Below are 22,797 nucleotides of genomic sequence, written 5' to 3' on the forward strand. Positions count from 1 at the left end.
CACCCGAACGGGGGGTCTGGTCGGTCGTGTGCGGGATCGCGCCGCGCGGGGCGGCATCGCGTGACGCCGCGCGGGTCCGCGCAGGCGCGCAAAGCACGCGCGCCCTGACGCGACCACCTGACGGGCGGGAGCCCCGGTGCGGGCCGCTCCCGCGACGCCCGGTCGCCGCGTCGCCCGTCGCTGCCCCGACCAGGTGCTCGTGGCTGCCGGCACGGGCGTACCTGTCGGTCCTGCCCCCGCCCGTGCGCCCGTTCCTTCCCAGAACAGGTGCTGTGGGATGCGGGAACGGGCGTACCTGGTGGTCCTGCACCGCCGGGTACGCCCGGAAGCACCGAGTACGCCCGGAAGCACCAGGCGGGCGGCCTGACGCGACCACCTGACGGACGGGAGGCGCGGTGCGGGCTGGTCCCGCGCCTCCCGTCCGACCGTGCGCCCGTTCCTTCCCAGAACAGGTGTCGTGAAATGCGGGAACGGGCGTACCTGGTGGTCCCGCACCGCCGGGTACGCCCGGAAGCACCAGGGACGCCCGGGAGCACCGGGCTAGCGAGCGGGCGGAAGGGCCCCCGCCACGCCTACCGGCCGCGAGCCAGCAACCAGAGCAGGTACGGCGCCCCCACGACACCCGTGACGACCCCGACGGGCAGCGCGTTGCCCGGGATCGCGAACTGCGCCAGCAGGTCGCTCGCCAGCGTGATCACCGCGCCGACCGCGGCGACGGCCCCGAGCGCGACGCGACCGTTCCCGACGAGCCGCCGGGCGACCGGTGCCGCCATCAGCGCGACGAACGCGACCGGGCCCGCGGTCGCGACCGCGCCGGCGGTCAGGCAGACGGCGGTGAGCAGGAGCAGGACCTTGGCGCGGTCCGGCCGGAGCCCGAGGGCGGCGGCGACCTCGTCCCCGAGCGCGAGGACGGTGAGGCGACGGGACTGCACGAGCGCCGCGGCGAGGAGCACGACGACGGCGACCCCGAGCACGCCGACGAGCGTGCGGTCCACGGCGTTGAGGCTGCCGGACAACCACAGGAGCGCCGTGCCCGCCTGCTGGACGGTGCCGGACGTCAGCATCCACCCGGTGATGCTCAGGCAGATCGCCGCGACCCCGATGCCGACGAGCACCACGCGGTTGCCGGTGATGCCCCGGCGCCAGGACAGGGCTGCGATCACGACCGAGACGAGGACGGCACCGACGACCACGGACCCGAACAACGCACCGCCGCTGGCCCCGAAGAGGACGATCGCGGTCAACCCGGAGGCGCTCGCCCCGGAGGTGATGCCGATGACGTCGGGGCTGGCGATCGGGTTCCGGACGACGCTCTGCACGATGCCGCCCGCCGCACCGAGGGCCGCGCCGACGAGCACGGCTCCTGCGACGCGGGGCCCGCGGAGCTGCCCCACGACGAAGTCCGAGACGGTGTCGCCGTGCCCGACGAGGGCACCGGCCACCTGCAGCGGCGAGAGCGGGATCTCCCCGACCCCGAGGCCGACGAGCACCAGGGCGACGAGCAGCAGGAGGACCGCACCGAGGACGGTGACCTCGCGGCGGACGGCGCTCACAGGCCGGTCACCACCCGCGAGCGGACCAGCCAGATGAACACGGGTGCGCCGATGAGCGCGGTGACGATCCCGACCTGCAGCTCCCCCGGGTACGCGACGACGCGGCCGATCACGTCGGCGACGAGCAGGAGCGCGGGCGCGACGAGGGCGGACAGGAGGATCGTCCAGCGCTGGTCGGGTCCGCTCAGTCGACGGACGGCGTGCGGGACCGCGAGGCCGACGAACGCGACCGGTCCGGCCGCGGCGACGGCGGAACCGGCCAGCAGGACCGTCACGACCCCGCCGACGATCCGCACGAGCACGACGCGCTGCCCGAGGGACGCCGCGAGCTCGTCGCCGAGCGCGAGCGTGTTGAGCGAGCGGCCGAGCCCGACGGCGACCACCAGCCCGACGAGCACCGGGACGGCGATGACCCCGGCGGTGCCGAGGTCCTTCCCGGCGAGCGCCCCGACCTGCCAGAAGCGCAGCTGGTCGAGGAGGCTCTGGCTCGACACGAGGACGGCGGTCGTGACGGACGAGAGCGCCGCGGCGACGACCGCCCCGGCGAGGGCCAGCCCGACGGGCGACAACCCGCGTCGGGCCACCGCCGCGACCGCGTAGACGAGCAGCGCGGCGAGGCCGGCACCGACGAAGGCGAACGGCAGGTAGGCCGCGGTGCCGCTGATCCCGAAGACCGCGATGCCGACGACGACCGCGAGCGCCGCACCGGCGTTGATGCCGAGGATGCTCGGGTCGGCCAGCGGGTTCCTGGTGACGCCCTGCATCACCGCGCCCGCGACACCGAGGGCGGCTCCGGCGAGGAGGCCGACGACGGTCCGGGGCACGCGGTTGCCGAGGACGATGAGGCCGACGTCGTCCTGCCGGCCCGGGTGCAGCACGGCGTCGAGCACCGTCCCGAGCGGGATCGGCCGGGAGCCGAACGCGATCGACAGGGCGACGGCCACGGCCAGCGCGACGACGGCGACCACCGCGGCGCCGACGAGCCGGGAGCGGGACGCCGGCTCCGGTCGGGGTCGCAGGACGGGGGTTCGGGGGGACGACGCGCGCATGGGAGGTCAGGCAAGCCTAACCGCGACCGTCGCACGGCGGGCCCCGAGGAACCCCTGAGCACCCGCCGGGCTCGTTCATAGGGTCGTCATGGGTTCGAGTCCTGTACTGGTCTCCGTCGACGCCCGCCCGGGTCGTCGAGGAACGGATCGACACCCCACGGGTGGTCGAGGGACGACCGGAGAGCACCGATGAACGAGAACCCCGCCGACGACCAGCGCGCGACCGACGGCCCCGCCTGGGAGGCCCCGCACGCCGACCGCACGACCCTCCGGCCGGCGTACGCCTTCGACGGCAGCGGCCCGTACCTCTACGGCCCCGACGGTTCCGGCCCCTACGCCTACACGCCGGACGGCCGCGGGCCGTACCTGCTCGGCAGCAGTGCGCTGGGCGGGAGTGCACTGGGCGGGACCGGCACCCCGCAGACCGCGTGGACCGCCGGAGCGGCGGCGGCGAACCACCCGGGGGCGGGGCGTCCCCGTCGCCTCGGGCTCCTGATCGGCTCGGGCGTCGCCGCCCTCGCGATCATCGGCGCCGCGGGCGGGACCGCGCTCGGGCTCTCCTCGCACGGCACGACCACGACCTCGAGCCAGTCGCAGGGCTCCACGACCCTGCCCGGCGGTGGGAGCGGGACGGGCGGCGGCACGAACGGCTTCACCGTCCCCGGGTACGGCGGCGGGACCGGCGGACTCGGGGACGGGAGCACCGGGGACGGCAGCACCGGCAGCGGCGGCACGGGGACGGGCACCACCGAGTCCGCGGCGACCCCCGCGACGGCCGCACAGAAGCGGGGCGTCGTCACGATCGACACGGTGTTGAACTACGACACGTCGTCCCAGGCCGCGGGCACCGGGATGGTGCTGACGTCCGACGGCACCGTCCTGACGAACAACCACGTGGTGCAGGGCGCCACGAGCATCACGGTCACCGACGAGACCACGGGCAAGGAGTACCGCGCGCAGGTCGTCGGGACGGACGCGACGCACGACGTCGCGGTCCTCAAGCTCGAGGACGCCTCGGGCCTGTCGACGGTCACGCTCGACGACGACGGCGAGCCGGCGACCGGCGACGCCGTGACGGACGTCGGCAACGCGGAGGGCACCGGGAACCTCGTGGCCGCGGCGGGGACGGTGACGGCGCTCGACCAGGACATCCAGGTGCAGAGCGAGTCCGGCACCGGGACCGAGTCGCTGCAGGGCCTCATCCAGGTGGCGGCCGACATCGTGTCGGGTGACTCCGGCGGCCCGGTGCTCGACAGCGAGGGCGAGGTCGTCGGCATGGCCACGGCGGCGTCCTCGGGCTCGGCCGAGGTCACCGGGTACGCGATCCCGATCACGACCGCGAAGGCGATCGCCGACAAGATCCTGGCCGGGGAGTCCTCGGACACGATCACCATCGGCCTGCCGGCGTTCCTCGGCGTGCAGGTCGGGTCGAGCGGCACGACGCAGACCGGCGGCGGCGTGGCGGTGGCGGGCACGGTCGAGGGATCCGGCGCCGCCGCGGCCGGGCTCGTCGCCGGCGACACCATCACGAGCCTCGACGGCACGGCGGTCGCCAGCAGCGACGCGCTGACCGCGGCGGTGCAGTCGCACGCGGTGGGCGACCGGGTCGTCGTCGGGTACACCGACGCCAGCGGCGCAGCGAAGACCGTGACCGTCACGCTGACCGCCGGTCCGGCGGCCTAGCCCGACAGCGGGGCGAGCCGGACAGCGGGCGAGCCCGGCAGCGGGTTCAGCCCAGCAGCGCCCGCACCACCGACCGGTACACGTTGGCCGGGGAGTCCGTCCGCAGGGAGGTCTCCCCGGCCGTCGTGCGTCCGACGCGCGCGAAGCCGATGCCCTCGGCGTGCACGACGACGACGGGCTCCGGCCGCCCGGGACGCCGGAGCGACGACACCGTCCACGGAGCCGCCCAGAAGCGCGCGAGCCGGGGGTCCTCCGCGGCGAGGGCCGCCGGCAGGTCGGTCCCGGTGCCGGCCGTCCCCGTCCGGCGGGCGAGCAGGTCGGACGGGACCGACCCCGTGCGGAACGGGAAGGTCCACGTCGGACGGATGCCGAGCCTCCCGGCCGCCACCGCGACCACCTGCTCGGCGGGGAGCCGGGCGACCGTCCCGCCCGTCTCGTCGGTGCCGTCCACGACGGTCTCCGACCAGGCCTGGAGGCGCGTGGTCCGTCCGTCGGGCAGGTGCTGGTCCAGCGTGACCGGCTCGACCGCGTCGGCCCAGGGGGCGAGGAGCTCCTGCGTCGGCTCGGGGAGCGTCCCGAGCCGACCGACCAGACCGGTCTGCACGAGCTCGCGGCCCGCGGGCGACCGCAGGAGCGCCGGGTTCCACCGACGTCCGGCGAGGCTCCGGAGCGTCGTGAGCGCCGCGGCGCCGAGGTGCACGCCGTCGAGCTGCGGGGCCGGCGCGGCGGCGGGCAGCGCCTCGAGCTCGCGCTGCGGCCGGACCGGGGTCGGCTCCGTCGCGCGGACGGACTCGAGGACGGCGGAGACGAGGTCGTCGGTCGCCAGCATCCGGGCGAGCGGCCGCTCGACCGTGAGGTCGACCCGGTGCCGTCCGGTGACGAACAGCAGGTGGGCGCCGGCGACGTCGCCGTCCTCGTCGGGTCGGACGTACTCGACCAGGCGCGCGGGTGCCCCGGCGGTCGTCCACGGGTCGCACCCGATGAGCCGGAGCCCGTCGACCGACCCGGGCAGCCGTTCGAGCAGCCCGGCGTGCTCCTCCGCGATCGTGCGGTCGGACGGCCGGGAGCGCACCGTCAGCACGACGTCGTCGCCGGTCAGCCGGAGGTCCGCGCGCGGGGCGTCCTCGCGGCGCCAGTGGTCCGGGCGGTGGAGCGTCAGGCGGGGGGTTCGGTCCTCGGTGCCGAGCGGGACGGGGACGGCCATGCTCCGAGGCTACGTCGGGGGCACCGCGCGGCCCGGGACGGCTCGCCGGGCGCGGTCGTCTGCGGGCCAGGGGCCGGGCGACACGTCGTCCGGGGGCGGCACGTCGTTCAGGGCCGGGGCCGGCGCGGTGCTGGTGGCGGTGGGACCGGCTTGGCGGCGACGACGTCGGCGAGCGGGACCTCGTCGGGGCCGCGGCGGGTGTCGATCGTCACCGTCGTCGCGGAGCGGGAAGCCAGCGTGCCGAGCGCGTCGCGGGCACCGTCGCCGTGGCGGGCGCGCACGACGAGCCGGTCGCCGATCGCCGCGTCGCGCAGGACCCCGAGCGCGAGGGCACGGGCGAGGGCGTCCTGCTCGAGCGGTTTCGGCACGGGGTCGAGCGTAGACGCCGAGCGGGCCCGCCTAGGGTGGGGGCATGGAGAAGGCACGCGTCGACAGCTGGATCTGGGCGGTGCGGATCACGAAGACCCGCTCCGCCGCGACCACCGCGTGCAAGGCCGGCCATGTCCGGGTCAACGGCGAGCGGGCGAAGCCGGCGCAGCCGGTCGGCCCCGGGGACGAGGTCCGGGTGCGGCAGCACGGCTTCGACCGGATCGTCGTCGTCACCGGGATCGTCGTCAAGCGCGGGAGCGCCGCCGAGGCCGCGAAGCACTTCGAGGACCGGACGCCGCCGCGCCTGCCGAAGGAGGAGGCGGGGTTCGTCCCGATGCGCGACCCGGGTGCCGGGCGCCCGAGCAAGCGGGAGCGCCGCGACCTCGAGAAGCTCCGCGGGTACTAGTCGCGGTCCGGCCCACGGTCAGCTCAGACGAACCGGACGGTCTGCTGCAGGCGGTCGCGGACGTCGAACACGTCGACCGAACCCTCGGGCGACCAGACACCGTTGAGCACCTGGCCGAGGGCGCTCCGTCGGACCACGAGCGCCGTCGGCTTCCGGGGCGAACCGACGACCTGCACGTCCTCGTCGACCGCGGCGTCCGGCACGACGAGCAGTCGGCCGGTGAACTTGACGCGGGTCTGCTTCTGCACCGCCCGTGCGGCGCGGACGAGCTCCTTCACCGGGCGCTCCCCGGGTGCCAGGGTCTCCCCCGCGATCTCCCCGTGCTCGATGCGGACCGGTGCGCCCCAGTCGATGGACTCGACGGCCCACAGGCCGCTCGGGGTGAGGACGGCGTGGTCGAGCTTCCCCTCGGCTCCGGCGTCCAGGTCGTGCCACACCGTCACGCCGATGCCCATGTCGGCGACGATCGCCGCCGTGGCCTCCTCGGCGAGGGCCTCGCCCAGGAGCCGACGGATGTGCCGCGGTGCCGAGCGGACGAGCGCCGGGTCGTACGGGTCCTCGATCGGGTCGCCGAGGCCGACCCACTCGCGCTCGGCCTGCAGGAAGACCTCGCGGGACCGGCCGCCGGGGTGACCGTGGGACCGGGCACGCGGGCGGGAGTCGCGACGCGCTGCCGGCGGTGCGTAGGCGTCGCGGCCGGAGTCGGGCCTCCAGGCCGCGGAACCGGACGGACCGGACGCGCCCTGCGGGGTCGACGTGCGGGAGCCCGCGTCGTAGGCGCGGCGCGCTGCGGGCGTGCCGATGCGCTCCCAGGCGACCTGGACCTGGCGGAAGCGCTGGGCGTCCCCGCCGAGGTCCGGGTGCGTCTCGCGGGCGGCCCGGCGGTACGCGCGGCGGAGTGCGTCGTCGTCGGCGGACGAGGGGACGCCGAGCACCTCGTACGGGGTGGCGTCGGCCGGGCTGTCGGTCATGGCCCGACGACACTACCCGAGGCACCTTCGGAGTCCGCCGCGTGCCCGCTGGGAGCTGGCGGGGGGCCCGGTGCGCGCCGCTCCTCCGGCGAGACGCCGCCCCCGGGTCGAGACGCCGCCGGTTCCGACGGCGTCTCGACGGCGCACAGGTGTCTCGACAGTCCGACGGCGTCTCGACGGGTCCGGAAGGAGTGCCGGATCCGCCCGGGTCAGCGGGCGGTGACCGCCGCGCGGACGTCCTCGGCGTGCGCCTCGAGCCAGGCGACGTCCGCCCGGTACAGGTCGGCGTGGCCGTGCTCGAGGTCGCTGACGAACTTGGGGTTGCCGGCTGCGGCCTCGGTCTCCATCGTCGTGACGAGGGCGACGAGCGACGCGGTCATCGTCTCGACGAGCACGCCACGCGACCGGTCGTCGAGGCCGTAGGCGCGGCAGAACTCCGCCGCCCGGTCGAGCCGTTCGTCGAGGCCCGGCGCGGTGCTGCCCTCGACGAGCCCCGTCGTGAAGGGCGCGAAACGGTAGACGGCACTCGCGACGTCCCAGACACGCGGGCCCGGGTGCGCCGTGTCGAAGTCGATGAGCCCCACGGCGGCGATGCCGTCGTAGACGCAGTTGTACGGCGCGAAGTCCCCGTGCACGATCGTCTCGACCGGCAGGCGCTCGGCCTGCGACCACACGTCGGTGTCCCCGGACCGCGGGTAGGTCGCCGCGGCGTCGTGGTACTGCCGCAGCAGTCGTGCGCTCGTGACGAGGGCCGCCTCGCTCGCGATCTCGGTGCTCCACGGGTAGTTGCCCGCGGTGCCCGGGACGAAGGTGACCGTCTCGAGGACGTCCCCGACGGCGATGGGCTCCGGCGCCGCCACGAACCCCTGCTCGTGCAGGTGGGCGAGCAGCCGGTGCACCGTGGGCGTCCAGGGCCCCGCGGGGCGGTGGACGCGGTCGTCGGCTCTGGTGACACGCTCCATCGTGACCTCCTGATCAGTACGTCTCCGTTGACGTGGGTGCCAGCGTATCCGTCCGGCTCCCGGTCCTGTCCGGGTGGCGTGTGAACATCACGTCACACGACCGTGTGCGTCCCCGGGACGGACGGCGTCCCGCACGGGGTGGACGGCGTCGCGCGCGGTGACGTCGTGTTCAGGCCCCGACGGACGCCGTCCGGTCCCGGAACCAGCCCGGTCCGCGGACCTCGGCGCCGAGGGCCTCGACGCGCGCCCGGAGCTCGCGGTCCGCCGTCACCACGACGACCGGCGCGTCCCCGGCCTCCACCGCCGCCCGGGTGGCCGCGACGACGGCGTCGTCGCCCGATCCCGCCGCACGCACGACCTCGACCGCGGCGCCCGTCGCGACGCCGCCGGCCCGGCCCGGGTCGGTGCCGTCGCCCGCTGCCCGTGCCGCGCCCTCGAGCACCACGGTCCACCGGGGCCACCACCGGGCGAACGGCAGCCCCAGCCCGTCCGCGTCGGTGCCGACGGCGGCGAGCGCCGTCACGGCGGACAGCAGCCGGTCCGCGGCACCCGCTCGGTCGCGCCACCAGCCGTCGGGCACGCTGCCCACGACGTTGGCCGCGTCGACGACCACGTGCGGCACGGTCGCGATCGATGCGCGCAGCGCCGCCCAGGACGCCCCGAAGCCCGGGTGCAGGGGCAGGTCGTCCACCTCGGCGACCGGCACCCAGGACAGCGCGAGGCTCTCCCGGTCGGCGATCACCGGTTCGAACGGCTCGCGTGCCCGTCCGACGACGGTCGTGTAGGTCCAGAAGCCCAGGTCGAGCACCGCCGCGTGCCGGAGTGCGATGCCGTCCTCGGGCACCCCCGCCTCCTCGGCGGACTCGCGGAGCGCCGCCGTGACGGCGTCCTCGCCCTGGTGCCGCGCACCGCCGGGGATCCCCCACGTGCCCCCGTGGTGGCTCCACTCGACGCGGTGCTGGAGCAGCACCCGCCCGGCCCCGTCGTCGACGAGCAGCCCGGCCGCGCCGAAGCGGCCCCAGGCCTTCGTCCCGTCCGGGCCGTACGCCCAGGCGTCGCCGGGGTCGCGGGGACCGGTCGGAGGGCCGGGAGGGGTCGCAGCAGGCACCCGTCAACCCTGGCACACGGCACCCGCCCGATGTCCGGATCCGCCCCGCACGACGTCGCGCGACGTGTCACGGGACGTCGTGTACGGTGACGACCGAGACACGGGGTGCCGCACCGAGCGGCTGAGATCACACCCGTCGAACCTGCTCGAGCTCGTACTCGCGAAGGGATCGTCCATGCACACTGCTGCGCCCGTACCCCCGTCCCCGGACTGGGCCGACCGCACCGCCGCGCTGCTCGAGGGGGTGCGTGCCCGCGGCCCCCTGGTGCAGTGCATCACGAACACCGTCGTGCAGAACGTCACGGCGAACGTCCTCCTCGCGCTCGGGGCGTCCGCCGCGATGGTCGACGTGACCACCGAGGCCGGCGCGTTCGCCCGGGTCGCCGACGCCCTGCTCGTCAACACCGGGACACCCCACCCCGAACCGCGTGCCGCGTCGCTCGAGGCCGCGCACGCGGCACACGACGCCGGCACCCCGTGGGTGCTCGACCCCGTCGCGGTCGGCTCGCTGCCGGTGCGCACGGCCCTGGCCCGCGACCTGCTCGCGCTCCGGCCGACGGTGCTCCGCGGCAACGCGTCCGAGGTCCTCGCCCTCCTCGGCGGGTCCGCCGGCGGGCGCGGGGTCGACAGCACCGCGGGTCCGGACGACGCACGTGCGGCCGCGGTCGCGGCGACGGACGGGAGGACCGTGGGCGCCCTGGCGGTGTCCGGTCCCGTCGACCTGCTGGTCGCGCCGGGCACGGGTGTGGTCCGCGTGGCGAACGGCACCCCGCTGCTGACCCGCATCACCGGCGGCGGCTGTGCCCTCGGCGCGGTGGTCGCGGCCTTCACCGCGGTCGCCCCGGAGGACCCGGGTGCCGCCGCGGTCGCCGCGACCGCGGTCCACACGATCGCGGCCGAGCTCGCCGCCCGCGACGCCGGCGGACCGGGCACCTTCCAGCCGCTGTTCCTCGACCGGCTCGCGACCCTGGCGCCCGAGGACGTGGTCCGCGAGGCCCGGATCACGACCGAGCCGACGGCGGTGTCGGCGTGAGCGCCACGACGGACGTCGGCGTCTACCTGGTGACCGACGGGCCGCTCGCCGACCGCCACGGACTCGGTGTGCTCGGCGTCGTCCGCGCCGCCGTGGCCGCCGGGGTCCGGACGGTGCAGGTCCGCGACAAGGACGCCTCCGCTCGGGACCTGCTCGCGCTCGTCGCCGCGGTCGCGGACGCCGTGGGCGACCGGGCCACGGTGGTGGTCGACGACCGCCTCGACGTCGCGCTCGCCGCACGGCACAGCGGACACCGGGTGGCCGGGGTGCACCTCGGACAGTCGGACGTCCCGGTGACGGCCGCGCGGGCGCTCCTCGGTCCGGACGCCCACGTCGGGCTGACCGCGAACACCCCGGCGCACGTTGCCGTCGTCGCGGGGCTCCCCCGCGGCACGGTCGACCTGCTCGGGGTCGGGGTCGTCCACCCGACGACGACGAAGGCGGACCACCCGCCGGCACTCGGGCACGCGGGCTTCGCGGACATCGCCGCGCTGGCCCGCCGCTCCGGCGTGCCGTGCGTGGCCATCGGCGGGATCACGCTGGCGGACGTCGCACCCCTGCGGGCCGCGGGCGCCGCCGGGGTCGCCGTCGTGTCCGGCATCTGCGCGGCAGCGGACCCCTACGCGGCCGCGGCCGCACACGTCGACGCGTGGACGCTCCGGTGACCGGGAGCGTCCCCCGCGTGCTCAGCATCGCGGGCACCGACCCGACCGGCGGCGCGGGGCTGCAGGCCGACCTCAAGGCGATCGCCGCGCTCGACGGGTACGGCATGGGCGTCGTGACGGCACTCGTCGCGCAGAACACGCACGGTGTCCGCTCGGTGCACGTCCCCGATCCGACGTTCCTGCGGGCGCAGCTCGACGCGGTGTCGGACGACGTCGTCGTCGATGCGGTCAAGATCGGGATGCTCGGCACCGCCGAGGTCGTCCGCACCGTCACCGCGTGGCTCCGCGAGCACCGTCCGCCCGTGGTCGTCGTCGACCCGGTGATGGTCGCGACGAGCGGCGACCGGCTGCTCGACCCGTCCGCCGCGACGGCGATGGGCGACCTGTTCGCCCTGGCCGACCTGGTCACCCCGAACCGGGCCGAGCTGACCGAACTGGCCGTGCTCGCCGGAGCGTCCGGGACGATCGAACGCACGCCCACCGACCTCGCACTGCTCGTCGCCCGACGGTGGGACGTCCTGGTGCTGGCGAAGGGCGGGCACGACCACGGGCCGACCGCGGACGACGTGCTCGTCGCCCCCGACGGCACGACCCGGACCTTCACCGCGCCGCGCGTCCACACGACGAACACGCACGGCACCGGGTGCTCCCTGTCGAGCGCGATCGCGACGCTCGCCGCGCACGCCGGCGACTGGGAGCTCGCGGTCGGCGGTGCGAAGACCTGGTTGACCGCGGCGCTCCGCGGCGCCGACGCCCTGCACGTCGGCACGGGCAACGGGCCGGTCGACCACGGGGCGGCGGCACGTGCCGCCCGGCCGCCGGTGGTCTGGACGGACCGCTGGTGGGACGACGTGGCGGCGACGCTCGACGAGGTCCTGGCGTGCGACTTCCTGGTCGCCCTGCGCGACGGCACCCTCGACGAGGACGTGTTCGCCGGGTACCTCGCGCAGGACCTCCACTACCTGCGGGCCTACGAGCGGCACCTCGCCCGGCTCGCCGACGTGTCGGCCGGGTCGGCGAGCACCTCCTGGGCGGCTGCGGCGCAGGGCTGCGCGGACGAGGCCCGCGACCTGCACCACCGCCGCCTGGCGGGTTCGCGCACGCGGAGGACCCGGTCCACCCGAAGTGCGCCGGCTACCTCGCGCACCTGCAGGAGGCGGCCGACTCGGGTTCGGCCGCCGTCCTCGCCGCCGCCGTCCTGCCGTGCTTCCGGGTGTACGCGTGGGTCGGCACCCGACTCGGGCAGGCGCCGGAGGGACACCCCTTCGCGGACTGGCTCGGGGCGTACGGCGACCCGGGGTTCGCGGCCGCGAGCGCCGAGGCGACCGCGATCGTCGAGGAGCTCGCGGCCGCGACAGACCCCGACGAGCGCGGCCGGATGACGCGTGCCTTCCGCCGGTCCACCGAGTGGGAGGCCGCGTTCTTCCGGATGCCCACGGAGGCCGCGGCGGCGGAGTCGGAGGCGGCGGAGGAGCCGGCCTGACCGGAGCACCCGCGCCGTGGACGCACCACGGGACGGACGGGAGGCACCCGGCGGGCCCGCCCCGCGCCTCCCGTCCGTCAGCGCGCAGCCGGCGGCAACCGGACCAGCTCGACCGTCAGGTCGCGCCCGTCGACCGTGCCGCGCATCCAGGTGAGGTCGGGCTGCCGCCGTCGGTCCGTCGGCGACCCGGGGTTGAGCAGCCGCATCCCCGACGGTGCGACGGAGTCCCACGGGATGTGCGAGTGCCCGAAGACGAGCACGTCGGTGTCCGGGTGCGCCGCGTCCGCCCGGCGCTCCCGCCCGGTCGCGGCACCGGTCTCGTGCACCAGCGACCAGCGCAGGTCCTCGACGGTGAAGCGCGCCACGAGCGGCAGGCGGTCGTCGAACGCCGGGCCGTCGTTGTTGCCGCGGACGCCCGCGAACCGGCGGGCCCGGCCCTGCACCGCGTCGAGCGTCGCGAGGTCGACCCAGTCCCCCGCGTGCACGACGAGGTCCGCCGTGTCCACGTCGGCCCAGAGCGGTGCCGGCAGGTCCTTCGCGCGCTTCGGCAGGTGGGTGTCGGACAGCAGGACGAACGAGGTCGTCACGACGCGGCGGGGTCCCGCTCGGAGGCCCGCGCGGGCATCGGCAGGCCCGCCTCGTCGGCGGCGCCGAGTCGTTCGAGCAGGCCGGCGAGGAGCGCGATGTCGTCGTCGGACCACTCGGCGAGCCGTTCCTCGAGCGCGTCCCGGTGCAGCCGGACCGAGCGCTCGAGGGCAGCGCGGCCGGCGTCGGTGACCTCGAGGGGCTTCGCGTTGCCCGAGCCGCCGTCCGTCGTGCGGACCAGGCCCGCGGCGAGCAGGCCGGAGAGCTGCCGTGAGATGGTCGAGCGGTTCAGGCGGAGGTACCGCGCGATGTCGATCGCCATGCACCCAGGGTGCTCGACGACGAAGTCCACGAGCGACTGGTCGACGACGCTGAGCACCAGGTCGTCGCCGCGTGCGCGGATGCTCGCGCGTCGGGTGATGCGCGAGAGTTCCGTGTAGGCGCGTCCGATGTCGGCGTTGCGGACGTCCGGGCCCGGGCTGCGCATCGCGGTCTCCAGCCTGTCACTGCGGGCGCCGGGTCCCCGGCGCTGGTCGGGTCCCGCCACTGTACCGGCGGGCGTGCTCGGGTCGGACTCAGCGGCCCGCCGCGGCGACCTGGAGCGCCGGGATGTCGAGCTTGACCATGTCGCGCATCGCGGCGAAGACCCGGGCGTTCGCGTCGGGGTCGCCGCCGCCGGTCATCAGGTCGCCCATCATCGACGGGGTCACCTGCCACGCCAGGCCCCAGCGGTCGTGGAGCCACCCGCAGGCGAGCGGCCGACCGCCGTCGGCGAGCAGCGCGTCCCAGACCCGGTCGAGCTCGTCCTGCGTGTCGACGTCGACCTGGAACGAGACGGCGTCGGTGTGCGGGTGCCCGGGGCCGCCGTTCATCGCGCGGTACGGCTGGCCGAGCAGGGTGAACTCGACGACGAGCGCGGTGCCGTCGGGGGTGCGGGCGACGCTGTCGACCCGGCTGTCCGGGAAGAGCTCCGTGTAGTACGTGGCGGCCTGCTCGGCCTGGTCGTCGTACCAGAGGAACGGGGTGATCGTCGGCATGGTGTCTCCGAGCGGGACGGGCCGACCGCGACGCTGCGGCCGGTCGGGGTGGGTCTCAGTCCGCCGTGCCGCGGCTGAGGAGGTGGGCCTTGTCGGGGTGCTCGTCGAACCACTTGCCGACGAACCAGCACATCGGCACGATGCGCTTGGTGGTGCGGGCCTCGACGTCCGCGACGGCGTGCTCGACGAGCTGCGCCGCGTAGCCGTGGCCGCGGTGCGACGGCACCGTGTACGTGTGCGGGAACGACACCGCGTCGTCGGTGGCCCGGCGGTCGAGGACGCTCACGAGCTCGCCGTCGACGTACATCGCGTAGCGGTCGCGGTCGGTCTCGTCGCGGAACTCGTGGGCCATGGCGCCATCATGCACCCGCGGGGAATGCGCCGCACGGAGGCGCGTTGCACGGTGCCATGACAACCATCGGCATCATCGGAGCAGGCAACATCGGATCCCAGCTCGCACGCCTCGCGGTGCAGCACGGCCACCAGGTCGTGATCGCGAACTCGCGCGGACCGGAGACGCTGCAGGACCTCGTCGCGGAGCTCGGCGACGGTGCCCGCGCGGCGACCCGTGACGAGGCGGCAGCGGCCGGCGAGATCGTCGTCGTGACCACCCCGCTCGCGGCGATCGAGACGATCCCCGTCGAGCCCCTCGTCGGCAAGGTCGTCGTGGACACGAACAACTACTACCCGCAGCGCGACGGTCACATCGCGGCGCTCGACGACGAGACGACCACGACCGCGGAGCTCCTGCAGGACCACCTGCGCGGTGCCCGGGTCGTCAAGGCGTTCAACCACATCGCCGCGCCGGCGCTCACCGACGAGGCCACCCCGGCCGGCACCGCCGACCGTCGCGCGCTCGTCGTCGCCGGTGACGACGCCGACGCCAAGCGCGTCGTGTCCGACCTGATCGACGCGTTCGGCTTCGACGTCGTCGACGCCGGTCCGCTCGCCGAGGGGTGGCGCATCCAGCGCGACACCCCCGGCTACGTGACGCGCTTCACGGCTGACGAACTGCGCGCGAAGCTCGCCGAGGCGAAGCGCTACCGCGACATGTAGTCGCCGCAGCACCAGGAGCCCCGGGCGGCTCCGCACAGCCGGACGGCGCCGTGCGGGGCCGCCCGTGACGTCTTCCGGACACACCCCCGGAACTGGGGCTGCGCCCCGGTGCATGCAGACGGATAGAACTGACGATGGATCAGCAGACCGAGGGAGCACGGAAGTGGCGCTGCACCGCATGTCGGACCGGGACCGGCCGCGTCGAGCGGTCCCCGCGTGGGTCGTCGCGCCCCCGGAGGACACGACCGGGGACGTCGGCCGGGAGGCCCGTCCCACCTCCGCCGCGCACCCGTCGGCCGCCGACACGGTCGCCGACGGTCCCGCACCCGCCGCCGTCGCGACGGTCGCGCCCGCCGGCACGCTGCCCGGGGTCCTGACCGGTCCGCTGCCGGACGGCGACGTCGTCGTGCCCGACTACCCGCCGCAGGAGCACCTGCTCCCGCCGGCCCCCACGTCCCCCGCCGTGCAGGTCGCACCGTTCGACACCGCCCCGCTGCCCGTGTCGCCCGCCGAGGCCACCGGTGCACCGCTGACGCCCCCGACCGACCCGACGCAACCCGCCGTCACGCACCCGGTCGCGGCACGACCCGCTCCGCCGGCCGCCCCGGTCGTCGGGCAGCCGCGCTTCTCGGTGCCCGGTCTCGAGCACGTCGTCGTCGAGGGCACCGAGCCGGAGCCCTCGGGACCGATCGGCTACCGGACGCCCGCGCGCTTCGCCCGGCAGCAGGCGCCGCAGCCCGTCGTGACCGACCCCGCGACGACGCCGTTCGACGCGATCATCGCTCCGCTGGCACCGACACCGCAGTCGCAGTCGCCGAGCACCGCGGACGGCTCCGCCGCCCCCGCGGACACGGCCACGGCCGACGACGAGGCCGGAACACCGTCGGTGGATCCGACCGAGGCGGAGGCGAGCGGACCCGACCAGGGCGCGACGGGCCTCCCGGCCGCGGGTCGAGCGTCCCGTGACCGCAGCCGGACCGCGATCGGTGCCACCCCGGCCGCCGTCCTCGGCGCAGTGACCGGCGCGGGTGCACTCGGGCTGGCCGCCTGGTGGTTCACCGCCCCGGCGACCCTGCACGCCACCGGGCTGGTGCTCGGCGTGCTGGCCCTCATGCTGTCGGGGACGGCGCTGCGCAGTTCCTCGGCGGCGTGGCAGCGACCGGTCGCCCTGCTCGGCGCCGTGCTCGGCGGGGTGGGCACGCTCGTGCTGCTCTGGGCGCTCGCGACGGCGCTCCTGCCGCTCGCCGGCGTGACGCTGCCGGACCTCACCGGTACCGGCGTCGTGCCGACGGTCGCGCCGTAGGGCGCAGGCGGATCCGCTTACGACACCGCGCGTCACAGCGCGTGTCAGACCGCGCGGACGACCCCGCGTGACAGGATCGCGCTCGTCAGGGCGTCGATCGGCTCCCGCTGCACCGTCGGGTTGGCGATGAGCACGTAGTCGACGGCGGGCAGGTCCGGCAGCGACAGGCGCTGCGAGACCTTGACGAGATCGGCCGGGATGAGCGAGTGCGGGAAGACCGCGACGCCGATGCCGGCCCGCACGGCGGCGAGCACCCCGTTGACGTCGCGCGTGTTGCAGGTGATCCGCCACGTGCGCCCCGCGGCCTCGAGGGCGTCGATCGCCATCTGCCGGCTGATGCTCGGCGCCTGGTAGGCGATCAGCGGGACGGGTTCGTCCCGCTCGAGCGCGATGCCGTCCTGCGCCATCCACACCATCTGGTCGGTGGCCACGCGCGTGCCCTCGGCGGACTCCCCCGCGGTCTGCTTGATGAACACCAGGTCGAGCTGGCCCGCGTGCACCCGGCGGAGCAGCGGCGCGGACTGGTTCACCGTGAGCTCGAGGTTGACCTGCGGGTGCAGGCGGCGGAAGTCGCGCAGGATCCGCGGCAGCTGGGTGATCGCGAGGTCGTCCGCCGCCCCGAAGCGCAGACGGCCCCGGGTCGCCGCACCCGAGAAGTAGGCGTCGGCCGTCGCGTGCGCCGCGAGGATCGACCGTGCGAAACCGGCCATCGCGTCGCCGTTGTCGGTGAGCGCGACCCCTCGGGTGTCCCGGGCGACGAGGGTGCGGGCGACCGCCGTCTCGAGCCGCCGGACGTGCTGCGAGACCGTCGGCTGGCTGATGCCGAGGCGCTGACCGGCGAGCGTGAAGCTGCCGGTCTCGGCGACCGCGAGGAACGTGCGGAGCAGGACCGGGTCGAGCACGGTGGACCTCCCGTCGGGACCGGGTCGTCCGACCGGCCATTCGACATCGCAATGGACTGATAGCCACCATAGGGGTGTCGAATGGGTCGGCACCACGTAGTTTCGCAGGGGAACGAAACCGCCCCCGACGATCCGGAGCCCCACCATCGTGAGTGCGTCATCGACGACCCTCCCCCCACCCACCGAACCGCTCCCGATCCAGGCCGACCGACCGCCGTGGCGCCACACGCTCATCGCCCTGTCCGTACCGAACTTCCGCCTGTTCACCGCGACGAACCTCGTCGCGATGACCGCCGGGTGGATGCAGCGCATCGCCCAGGACTGGCTCGTCCTGCAACTCACCGGGTCGGTCGCGCAGGTCGGCATCACCGTCGCCTGCCAGTTCGCGCCGATGCTGCTGTTCGGGCTCTGGGGCGGGGTGCTCGTCGACCGGTTCTCGAAGCGGGCGCTCATGATGATCACGCAGGGGGCCTTCGCCCTGCTCTCCGCGCTGCTCGCCGTGCTCACGCTCACCGGGGTGGTCGAGGCGTGGCACATCTGGGTCATCGCGTTCCTGGTCGGCGTGGTCACCGTGATCGACAACCCCGCCCGCCAGGTCTTCGTCACCGAGATCGTCGGGCACCAGCACCTGCGGAACGCCATCAGCGTGAACTCGAGCGTGTTCCAGCTCGGCGGCATGATCGGCCCGGCCCTCTCGGGTGCCCTCCTCGTCGCCGTCGGCGCCGGGTGGTCCTTCGGGGTGAACGCCGTCGCCTGCGTCGCGGTGGTCGTGACGCTCGGGTTCCTCCGCACCGCCGACCTGCACCGGACACCGCCCGCGCCGCGCTCGAAGGGCCAGCTCGTCGAGGGGCTGCGCTACGCCGTGCGGAAGCCGACGATCCTGGTGCCGGTCGTCCTCATGGCGTTCTTCTCGGTCTTCGCGCTGACGATGCCGGTGCTGCTGTCCGCCTTCGCCTCCGAGGTGTACGACGTCGGCGCCGGCGGCTACGGCGTCTTCAACTCCGCGGTCGCGGTCGGTGCGCTGGCCGGGGCGCTGCTGTCGACCCGGCGCGCGGTCGTCCGGCTGCGGACCATCGTCGGCGGGGTCTTCTGGACGGGCGTGCTGCTCGTGCTGTCCGGCTCGATCCCGGTGATCGCACCGTTCACGGCCGCGCTGGTGGCCGTCGGCATGTCGCAGCTGCTCTTCATGACGGCCTCGAACTCGCTCGTGCAGCTGTCGTCGAACGTGGCGATCCGCGGTCGGGTGATGTCGCTCTACGTGCTCGTGCTGCTCGGCGGCCAGGCGATCGGTGGTCCGGTCATGGGCCAGGTCGTCGACCACTTCGGGGCGCACGTCGGGATGGTCGTCGCCGGGGGCGTGCCCGCGGTGGCGGCGGTCGTCGTCGGGCTCGTGCTCGCGCGGCGCGGCGGGCTGCACCTGGCGGTCCGGATGCGGCACCACCTGCCGGTCCCCGCGATCGTCGGGCACCGGTAGCGCTGCCGCGGCAGCGCGCGGCGCCGCGTGCTGCCGCGCGCGCTGCGGCGGCAGGACCAACGCGAGGCACGTCGCGCCACGGGACGACGTGGCGCGACGTGCCTGCCGTGGTGCCGGAGCACGCCGCACCACCCGCCGGACGGGAGGCGCGGTGCCGGGCCGCCCCGCGCCTCCCGTCCGTCAGCGGTGCCGTTGCGGAGCGCCCCCGGACCGAACCGAACCACGGAACCGACGTCGAACCAGCCGCGGGGACTGGTTCGACGTCGGTTCCGTGGTTCGACGACGCCGCCGAGGCAGCGCCGGGAGCGTCAGTACGCGACGCCGAAGCGCGCGCGGTGGTGTGCCGGGCGCTCGACCTCGTCGACGACGGCGATCGCGTAGTCCGCGCCGGAGATGTCCGAGTTGCCCTCGGCGTCGGTGAGGAGCAGGTCGTCCGTCGTGCGGTAGGTGCCCTTCCGCTCGCCGGGGTTCCAGCTGCCGAAGGCCGCGGCCGGGCTCACGTAGAACCAGTCGACGTCGCCGGTGTAGTCGCCCGCGCGGAGCGCCTCGAGGATCTTGCCGTGGCTCTTCGCCTCGGGCTTGACCTCGTCCGGGAACTCGGCCGTGTCGACGAGCGCCGGGCCGCCCTCGGCGACGAGCAGCGAGCCCGCGCCACCGACGATGCCGAGCCGTGCTCCGGCAGCGGTCGCCGCGTCGACGAAGTGCTGGAACTTGTCCTTGAGCTCACTGCCGTCCGCCTGGACCGCCGACAGCGAGACGATGACGACGTCGGCGTCCTTCGTGACGTCGGCCACGAAGGAGGCGTCGAAGGCGTCGCCCTGCGCGAGGGTGAGGCCCTCGGCGGCGTCGAGCTTGGAGGTGTCGCGGGCGACGGCGGTGACGGCGATGCCGCGGGCCAGGGCCTCGCGGACGATGGCGGAGCCGGCGTACCCGGTGCCGCCGAAGACGACGATGCTGGTCATGTGGGGTCCTCTCGTGACTGGTGGACCCGACCGTACTCGCGTTACTCTCTCCCGGGAAGTAGGCACCTCTCGGTGCGTAACGGAGGTCACGATGTCAGCGCTCGAGTACAGCCCCTACGCGGCGGACTGCCCCTCGCGGCAGCTGCTCGACCGCATCGGTGACCGGTGGAGCGTGCTGACGATCGGCTCGCTCGTCGACGGGCCCCGGCGCTACTCGGCGATCGCGGCGCGGGTGCAGGGCGTCTCGCAGAAGATGCTGACGCAGACGCTCCGTGCGCTCGAGCGCGACGGGATCGTGACGCGGACCGTCTTCCCCGAGATCCCGCCGCACGTCGAGTACGAGCTGACCGAGCGCGGCCGGTCGCTCCGGGCCGTGCTCGAGCCGCTCGAGGACTGGGCGACGTCGCACATGGCGGCCGTGCAGGACAGCCGCGACGCCTACGACGCACGCTGACGCCGCCCGCTGACGCCGCCCGCTGACGCCGCCGGGCCGACGACACGCGCGGCCACCGCCGGACCGACGACGCGCGCGGCCGTCGTCCGCTGACCGTCGCCCGGAAGACACGTCGACGCCCGGTGGTTGCCTGGTGGCATGCGATCGATCGTCTACACGAAGCCCGGTGACAGCAGCGTCCTCGACCTGGTCGAGCGGGAGGTCCCGCAGCCCGGCCCCGGCGAGGTCCGCGTCCGCGTCGTGGTCTCCGGCGTCAACCCCACCGACTGGAAGGCCCGCGCCGGCGGCACCTACGGCGACGGCCTGCCCTTCCCCGAGATCACGCCGAACCAGGACGGCGCCGGCGTGGTCGACGCGGTCGGCGAGGGCGTCGACACCCTGCACGAGGGCGACCGCGTCTGGCTGTACATGGCCGCCGCGAGCCGCCCGACCGGCACCGCGCAGGAGTTCACCGTCGTCCCGGCGGAGCGCGCCGTACCGCTGCCCGAGGGCACGAGCCTCGACGTCGGCGCCTCCCTCGGCGTCCCGGCGATGACCGCCCACCGCGCGCTCACCACCCACGAGGACGGCCCGAGCCGCCTGGCCCCCGGTGCGCTCGAGGGCCGGACGGTGCTCGTCGCCGGCGGCGCCGGAGCCGTCGGGCACGCCGCGATCCAGCTCGCCCGTTGGGCCGGTGCCACCGTCGTCTCGACGATCAGCTCCGACGCCAAGGCCGCCCTCGCCACCGCCGCCGGCGCGCACCACACGGTGAACTACCGCGACGAGGACGCCGCCGCCCGCATCCGCGAGATCGCCCCCGACGGCGTGGACATCGTCGTCGAGGTCTCCATCCCGCAGAACGCGCAGCTCGTCGCCGACGTCCTGGCGAACCACGGCGTCGTCTCGATCTACGCGAACAACGGCGGTGACGACGCCACGCTGCCGATCCGTCCGAACATGTCGGTCAACGCGCGCTACCAGTTCCTGCTCCTCTACACGATCGGGGACCGCGCGCTGTCCGCAGCGGCCGAGGACGTCACCGCCGCGCTCCGCGACGGCGTGCTGCCCGTCGGCGAGGAGGCGGGGCTCCCCCTCGTCCGCTTCGCGCTCGAGGACACCGCCGCCGCGCACGACGCCGTCGAGGGCGACGCGGTGGGCAAGGTGCTCATCGACGTCCAGGGCGAGTAGCGCGCCGGACGGGAGGCGCGTGGCGGGTCCGCCATGCGTCTCCCGTCCGCTCGCGGTCACGGCTGTCCGCCGTGAGCCGCCCGTTACGCTGTCCCCGTGTCAGAGCCACGCCGCAGTCCCGGGAACCAGACTTCACTGCGTGAAGCCAACCGGGGCCGGGTCATCGCCGCGGTCAAGCGGCACGGCGGACTGACCCAGGTCGAGCTGGCGGGCGTGACCGGGCTCTCCCCGGCGACGGTGTCGAACATCGTCAAGGAGCTCGTCGCCACCGGCTCCCTGCACGCCACCCCGAGCACGTCGAGCGGCCGACGGGCCCTGCGCGTCACGCTGCCGCACGGCCTCGGCCTGGTCGCCGGCGTGCACGTCTCGCCCAGACACCTCCGGGTCGCGCTCTCCGACCTCAACGCGACCGTCCTGGCCGAGCGGCACATGCCCCTCGCCCGCGACCACCGGGCGGACGCCGAGCTCGACAAGACCGCGCTGCTCGTGATGGACATGGTCGAGTCCATCGGGTCGTCGATGAGCGAGGTGCTCGCCGTCGGTCTCGCCGTGGCCGCGCCGATCGACCGACGGACCGGCATGACGGCCCGGGGCGGGATCCTCCGCGGCTGGGACGGCGTGCCGCTCGGGGCGTCCCTGGCGAGACGACTCGACAAGCCGGTGCAGGTGGACAACTCGGCCAACCTCGCGGCCCTCGCCGAGCACCGCAGCGGTGCGGCGCGCGGGCGGAGCACGGTCGTCACGCTCGACGTCGGGAACGGCATCGGCGCGGGGCTCGTGCTCGACGGGCGGCTCTTCCGCGGGCACCACGGTGTCGCGGGCGAGTTCGGGCACACGCCCGTCGTGCCGCACGGTCCCGTGTGCCGGTGCGGGAACCGCGGGTGCCTCGAGGCGGTCGCCGGCGCCCCGGCGGTCCTGGCCGGCATCCGCGACGAGGTCGGCACGCTCAAGCTCGCGGACCTCGTCCTCCGTGCGATGGCCGGCGACGACGTGTGCATCCGGGCGATCGCCGACGCGGGACGCGCGATCGGCACCGCGGCCGTCGGCCTGTGCAACCTGCTCGACCCGGAGCGCCTCGTCGTCACCGGGGAGTTCGCCCGCGCCGGCGAGCTGCTGCTCGGGCCGATGCGGCACGCCCTCGAGTCGTCGCTCATCGTCGACGCGGACGGCACCCCGGACGTCGTGCAGGGGCAGCTCGGCGAACGCGCGGCGGTGACCGGGGCGCTCGCGCTGGCGATCGAGTCGGTGGACGTCACGCGGGCACGCTGACCCGGGCATCGGTCGACGGCCGGACCGTCCGGCCTAGATAACGTTTTCGGTACCACCCGCGAATCCCTTGCGTTCAAGTCTTGCAGCCAAGGACGTCCGCTG

At 75.2% G+C, this 22,797-nt stretch carries 23 protein-coding genes, 2 pseudogenes and 1 riboswitch; of the genes and pseudogenes, 12 read left to right on the top strand and 13 right to left on the bottom strand.

The genetic code is table 11. The features are described 5' to 3' along the window. Nucleotides 1–572 precede the first annotated feature (572 nt). Nucleotides 573–1,553, bottom strand: a complete 981-nt coding sequence (locus H7A69_RS06435) for a FecCD family ABC transporter permease (RefSeq protein ID WP_182046301.1) — start codon at nt 1,551–1,553, stop codon at nt 573–575. Continuing rightward, complete coding sequence (locus tag H7A69_RS06440; protein WP_069711186.1) at nt 1,550–2,602, bottom strand: FecCD family ABC transporter permease; 1,053 nt, start codon at nt 2,600–2,602, stop codon at nt 1,550–1,552. Before H7A69_RS06440 ends, H7A69_RS06435 begins: the two co-directional genes overlap by 4 nt. Nucleotides 2,603–2,791: 189 nt before the next feature. On the opposite strand from H7A69_RS06440, the gene H7A69_RS06445 reads away from it, so the two are divergent. Beyond that, nucleotides 2,792–4,285: a S1C family serine protease gene (locus H7A69_RS06445; RefSeq protein WP_182046302.1), complete on the top strand. Its 1,494-nt coding sequence runs from the start codon at nt 2,792–2,794 to the stop codon at nt 4,283–4,285. Nucleotides 4,286–4,331: 46 nt separating this feature from the next. On the opposite strand, the gene H7A69_RS06450 is transcribed toward H7A69_RS06445, so the two are convergent. Together H7A69_RS06450 and H7A69_RS06455 are read right to left on the bottom strand one after the other, a co-directional pair. Continuing rightward, the gene (locus H7A69_RS06450) at nt 4,332–5,489 is read right to left on the bottom strand and encodes a hypothetical protein (protein ID WP_182046303.1); all 1,158 of its coding nucleotides are present in this window, start codon (nt 5,487–5,489) and stop codon (nt 4,332–4,334) included. A 107-nt stretch (nt 5,490–5,596) separates the two neighbouring features. Continuing rightward, complete coding sequence (locus tag H7A69_RS06455) at nt 5,597–5,857, bottom strand: hypothetical protein (protein ID WP_259346114.1); 261 nt, start codon at nt 5,855–5,857, stop codon at nt 5,597–5,599. A 44-nt stretch (nt 5,858–5,901) separates the two neighbouring features. Here H7A69_RS06455 and H7A69_RS06460 point away from each other — a divergent pair, with 44 nt between their 5' ends. Next, nucleotides 5,902–6,264 carry an RNA-binding S4 domain-containing protein gene (locus tag H7A69_RS06460; RefSeq protein WP_069711189.1) on the top strand — a complete coding sequence of 121 codons (363 nt, stop codon included), beginning with the start codon at nt 5,902–5,904 and terminating at the stop codon, nt 6,262–6,264. Nucleotides 6,265–6,287: 23 nt separating this feature from the next. Here the strand turns inward: H7A69_RS06460 and H7A69_RS06465 are convergent, their stop codons facing one another. The 3 genes from H7A69_RS06465 to H7A69_RS06475 form a co-directional block, all read right to left on the bottom strand. Next, the gene (locus tag H7A69_RS06465; RefSeq protein WP_182046304.1) at nt 6,288–7,235 is read right to left on the bottom strand and encodes a J domain-containing protein; all 948 of its coding nucleotides are present in this window, start codon (nt 7,233–7,235) and stop codon (nt 6,288–6,290) included. Between the two features lie 209 nt (nt 7,236–7,444). Beyond that, nucleotides 7,445–8,197 carry a phosphotransferase enzyme family protein gene (locus H7A69_RS06470; RefSeq protein ID WP_182046305.1) on the bottom strand — a complete coding sequence of 251 codons (753 nt, stop codon included), beginning with the start codon at nt 8,195–8,197 and terminating at the stop codon, nt 7,445–7,447. 169 nt (nt 8,198–8,366) lie between these two features. After that, a complete protein-coding gene (locus H7A69_RS06475; protein WP_182046306.1) occupies nt 8,367–9,305 on the bottom strand; it encodes an NUDIX domain-containing protein in 939 nt (312 codons plus the stop codon). Nucleotides 9,306–9,396: 91 nt separating this feature from the next. Further along, nucleotides 9,397–9,492, top strand: a riboswitch (TPP riboswitch). Here H7A69_RS06475 and thiM point away from each other — a divergent pair. The 4 genes and pseudogenes from thiM to H7A69_RS17425 all read left to right on the top strand — a co-directional run. Continuing rightward, a complete protein-coding gene (thiM, locus tag H7A69_RS06480; RefSeq protein WP_182046307.1) occupies nt 9,481–10,338 on the top strand; it encodes a hydroxyethylthiazole kinase in 858 nt (285 codons plus the stop codon). It overlaps the preceding riboswitch by 12 nt. Then, entirely contained in the window at nt 10,335–11,003 is a 669-nt protein-coding gene (gene thiE, locus H7A69_RS06485) for a thiamine phosphate synthase (RefSeq protein ID WP_182046308.1), read from the top strand. The genes thiM and thiE overlap by 4 nt, the downstream gene beginning before the upstream one ends. A 17-nt stretch (nt 11,004–11,020) precedes the next feature. After that, nucleotides 11,021–12,031, top strand: a pseudogene (gene thiD, locus H7A69_RS06490) (bifunctional hydroxymethylpyrimidine kinase/phosphomethylpyrimidine kinase); the annotation flags it as partial. Nucleotides 12,032–12,150: 119 nt separating this feature from the next. Next, a pseudogene (locus H7A69_RS17425) lies at nt 12,151–12,375 on the top strand (bifunctional hydroxymethylpyrimidine kinase/phosphomethylpyrimidine kinase); the annotation flags it as partial. 188 nt (nt 12,376–12,563) lie between these two features. Here the strand turns inward: H7A69_RS17425 and H7A69_RS06495 are convergent. The 4 genes from H7A69_RS06495 to H7A69_RS06510 form a co-directional block, all read right to left on the bottom strand. Continuing rightward, nucleotides 12,564–13,073 (bottom strand): metallophosphoesterase family protein, encoded by a 510-nt coding sequence (locus H7A69_RS06495; RefSeq protein ID WP_182046309.1) that lies wholly within the window; start codon nt 13,071–13,073, stop codon nt 12,564–12,566. Further along, a complete protein-coding gene (locus tag H7A69_RS06500; protein ID WP_182046310.1) occupies nt 13,070–13,558 on the bottom strand; it encodes a MarR family winged helix-turn-helix transcriptional regulator in 489 nt (162 codons plus the stop codon). The genes H7A69_RS06495 and H7A69_RS06500 overlap by 4 nt, the downstream gene beginning before the upstream one ends. Nucleotides 13,559–13,646: 88 nt before the next feature. Beyond that, nucleotides 13,647–14,108, bottom strand: a complete 462-nt coding sequence (locus tag H7A69_RS06505) for a VOC family protein (RefSeq protein WP_182046311.1) — start codon at nt 14,106–14,108, stop codon at nt 13,647–13,649. 55 nt (nt 14,109–14,163) lie between these two features. Next, nucleotides 14,164–14,475: a GNAT family N-acetyltransferase gene (locus H7A69_RS06510; protein WP_353062841.1), complete on the bottom strand. Its 312-nt coding sequence runs from the start codon at nt 14,473–14,475 to the stop codon at nt 14,164–14,166. Between the two features lie 41 nt (nt 14,476–14,516). Here H7A69_RS06510 and H7A69_RS06515 point away from each other — a divergent pair, with 41 nt between their 5' ends. Next, nucleotides 14,517–15,164 carry an NADPH-dependent F420 reductase gene (locus H7A69_RS06515; RefSeq protein WP_182046313.1) on the top strand — a complete coding sequence of 216 codons (648 nt, stop codon included), beginning with the start codon at nt 14,517–14,519 and terminating at the stop codon, nt 15,162–15,164. Between the two features lie 163 nt (nt 15,165–15,327). Beyond that, the gene (locus H7A69_RS06520) at nt 15,328–16,467 is read left to right on the top strand and encodes a hypothetical protein (protein ID WP_182046314.1); all 1,140 of its coding nucleotides are present in this window, start codon (nt 15,328–15,330) and stop codon (nt 16,465–16,467) included. A gap of 44 nt (nt 16,468–16,511) precedes the next feature. Here H7A69_RS06520 and H7A69_RS06525 read toward each other — a convergent pair whose 3' ends face one another. Beyond that, on the bottom strand, nt 16,512–17,369 hold the full coding sequence (locus tag H7A69_RS06525) for a LysR substrate-binding domain-containing protein (protein WP_069711201.1): 858 nt from the start codon (nt 17,367–17,369) through the stop codon (nt 16,512–16,514). 148 nt (nt 17,370–17,517) lie between these two features. Here H7A69_RS06525 and H7A69_RS06530 point away from each other — a divergent pair, with 148 nt between their 5' ends. Next, on the top strand, nt 17,518–18,843 hold the full coding sequence (locus H7A69_RS06530; protein WP_182046315.1) for an MFS transporter: 1,326 nt from the start codon (nt 17,518–17,520) through the stop codon (nt 18,841–18,843). A gap of 308 nt (nt 18,844–19,151) precedes the next feature. Here H7A69_RS06530 and H7A69_RS06535 read toward each other — a convergent pair whose 3' ends face one another. Continuing rightward, the gene (locus H7A69_RS06535; protein ID WP_182046316.1) at nt 19,152–19,805 is read right to left on the bottom strand and encodes an NAD(P)-dependent oxidoreductase; all 654 of its coding nucleotides are present in this window, start codon (nt 19,803–19,805) and stop codon (nt 19,152–19,154) included. 91 nt (nt 19,806–19,896) lie between these two features. On the opposite strand from H7A69_RS06535, the gene H7A69_RS06540 reads away from it, so the two are divergent. From H7A69_RS06540 to H7A69_RS06550, 3 genes are all read left to right on the top strand, one after another. Then, on the top strand, nt 19,897–20,259 hold the full coding sequence (locus H7A69_RS06540; RefSeq protein ID WP_182046317.1) for a winged helix-turn-helix transcriptional regulator: 363 nt from the start codon (nt 19,897–19,899) through the stop codon (nt 20,257–20,259). 138 nt (nt 20,260–20,397) lie between these two features. Further along, on the top strand, nt 20,398–21,426 hold the full coding sequence (locus H7A69_RS06545) for an NADPH:quinone reductase (protein WP_182046318.1): 1,029 nt from the start codon (nt 20,398–20,400) through the stop codon (nt 21,424–21,426). 96 nt (nt 21,427–21,522) lie between these two features. Beyond that, nucleotides 21,523–22,695 (top strand): ROK family transcriptional regulator, encoded by a 1,173-nt coding sequence (locus H7A69_RS06550; RefSeq protein ID WP_182046319.1) that lies wholly within the window; start codon nt 21,523–21,525, stop codon nt 22,693–22,695. Nucleotides 22,696–22,797 lie beyond the last annotated feature (102 nt).

Origin of the sequence: Curtobacterium sp. ME26 (genome assembly GCF_903970945.1) — a bacterium.
GTDB classification, from domain to species: domain Bacteria; phylum Actinomycetota; class Actinomycetes; order Actinomycetales; family Microbacteriaceae; genus Curtobacterium; species Curtobacterium citri.

Excerpts from the sequence above, each read along its gene's own strand:
- H7A69_RS06545 (WP_182046318.1), top strand. The coding sequence starts at position 20,398 with ATGCGATCGATCGTCTACACGAAGCCCGGTGACAGCAGCGTCCTCGAC.
- H7A69_RS06440 (WP_069711186.1), bottom strand. The coding sequence starts at position 2,602 with ATGCGCGCGTCGTCCCCCCGAACCCCCGTCCTGCGACCCCGACCGGAG.
- H7A69_RS06515 (WP_182046313.1), top strand. The coding sequence starts at position 14,517 with ATGACAACCATCGGCATCATCGGAGCAGGCAACATCGGATCCCAGCTC.
- H7A69_RS06445 (WP_182046302.1), top strand. The coding sequence starts at position 2,792 with ATGAACGAGAACCCCGCCGACGACCAGCGCGCGACCGACGGCCCCGCC.
- H7A69_RS06500 (WP_182046310.1), bottom strand. The coding sequence starts at position 13,558 with ATGCGCAGCCCGGGCCCGGACGTCCGCAACGCCGACATCGGACGCGCC.
- H7A69_RS06540 (WP_182046317.1), top strand. The coding sequence starts at position 19,897 with ATGTCAGCGCTCGAGTACAGCCCCTACGCGGCGGACTGCCCCTCGCGG.
- H7A69_RS06460 (WP_069711189.1), top strand. The coding sequence starts at position 5,902 with ATGGAGAAGGCACGCGTCGACAGCTGGATCTGGGCGGTGCGGATCACG.
- H7A69_RS06470 (WP_182046305.1), bottom strand. The coding sequence starts at position 8,197 with ATGGAGCGTGTCACCAGAGCCGACGACCGCGTCCACCGCCCCGCGGGG.
- H7A69_RS06450 (WP_182046303.1), bottom strand. The coding sequence starts at position 5,489 with ATGGCCGTCCCCGTCCCGCTCGGCACCGAGGACCGAACCCCCCGCCTG.
- thiM (WP_182046307.1), top strand. The coding sequence starts at position 9,481 with ATGCACACTGCTGCGCCCGTACCCCCGTCCCCGGACTGGGCCGACCGC.
- H7A69_RS06465 (WP_182046304.1), bottom strand. The coding sequence starts at position 7,235 with ATGACCGACAGCCCGGCCGACGCCACCCCGTACGAGGTGCTCGGCGTC.
- H7A69_RS06535 (WP_182046316.1), bottom strand. The coding sequence starts at position 19,805 with ATGACCAGCATCGTCGTCTTCGGCGGCACCGGGTACGCCGGCTCCGCC.
- H7A69_RS06505 (WP_182046311.1), bottom strand. The coding sequence starts at position 14,108 with ATGCCGACGATCACCCCGTTCCTCTGGTACGACGACCAGGCCGAGCAG.